2 protein-coding genes and 1 pseudogene are annotated in these 1271 nt (G+C 55.2%); all 3 read right to left on the bottom strand.

The features are described from left to right. Positions 1-333: pseudogene (locus AC1DWI_RS23610) on the bottom strand (hypothetical protein); the annotation flags it as partial. Between the two features lie 92 nt (positions 334-425). Beyond that, positions 426-881, bottom strand: a complete 456-nt coding sequence (locus AC1DWI_RS23605; protein ID WP_477668239.1) for a hypothetical protein — start codon at positions 879-881, stop codon at positions 426-428. Between the two features lie 88 nt (positions 882-969). Continuing rightward, a partial coding sequence (locus AC1DWI_RS23600) for a hypothetical protein (protein WP_477725968.1) occupies positions 970-1271 on the bottom strand: 302 nt, incomplete at its 5' end.

Here is a 1271-nt window from a genome sequence, read left to right as displayed (position 1 = left end):
GCGCCAGACCGTGCCGCCGGCGGCAGATGCGATTAGGTCCCACWTTTGAACATGCGAAAGCGACTTCCGCATGTCATGCATGGTTTGCCAAAGTTCTGGGGTAAGCCTACGTGGCTTTGCAAGAGGTCCGGTGCAYTGCGCTGTGAGTTCGTTGAGGCGTGCCTCAAGAAACGATGCTGCGCTGAAGACGCAGGCCATATTCGACACGTATACCTCATAAGGAATCTGCGCTGTTTCAGCAATGCGAGCATGGTGCCGGCAGCTCCAGACAAGATCGTCGGAGAAGTGGTGCAGCGCTAGATTCGATTCGAGATGGACGGTGGCGCGTGGCATCTTCTGCGGCCTAACGTGCGTGTAACCGGCGCCTCGCGACAGGAGGCCGTGAGGCGTCCGTGTTGGCCGACCAGTTATACGTTCTCCGCTGTCTACTGCCCATAGTTCCCCTCCTTAAAGCCAGTGAGTGTTATGTATTTTCCGGTAGTCGCGCAAAGAAATTGCTGGTCCTCGATGGGCTCAGGCCCGGCACAATTTTCAAATTTACACCCGCCTCGCGACACACCCACGACCGTTTCTCCAGCATACTCACAACGATGGTCCGCAAGGTACGCACGGAACCGCTCGATCTCGAGGAGATCGGCCTTAGACTGCCACAGGACAACCAAAGCTGGAATGACAAACGCTGCGGAGACCAAAGCAGCACTTAGCACTCCCTTTTTCTCATTTTCGCTACGCATGAAGGCCGCAATAAACAAGCCTCCGGCAAGAGCGAATGCAAAAAGTGCCAACCAGAAATTTCTACCGCCCAGTATCCAGCCGGAAAGATAAACTGTAATGGCCCCCATCTCGAAGAGCCGTGTGCGACTGGGGAAAGAGGCGATCATGCGCTCGTATTATGTTGGACGCCCGGCAATGCCGAAGGACATTGCCTCTGGGCCGACCAGTTATACGTCGACGGTCCACACGTTGCGACTACAGCTTCGGCCATACTGGTGTGACTGCGGCGTGTTTGTGACCAGACTTTTTCTGAAACTGAACTCCAAACCCTTCGGCGCCTCCCGTCAGTTGGTGCCAGCGGTATTTCATGTTCGTTAGCGTAGGCCATTCTTCCGCCTCGACCGAAACCTTGTACTGAGGATTTTCGGCCTGAATTTGCTCCGCCTCGCTAATAGCGAGAGCGAGCGATCTCGTGCCATCCATGAACATGCCACCAGTTTCGGAGGTCTTGACCTTCACGCGATAGATGATCATCTTGCCGCCGTATAACGTTTGCC

Source organism: Polaromonas sp. P3_C2 (assembly GCF_056402675.1).
This window is presented reverse-complemented; position numbering and strand designations above follow the sequence as displayed.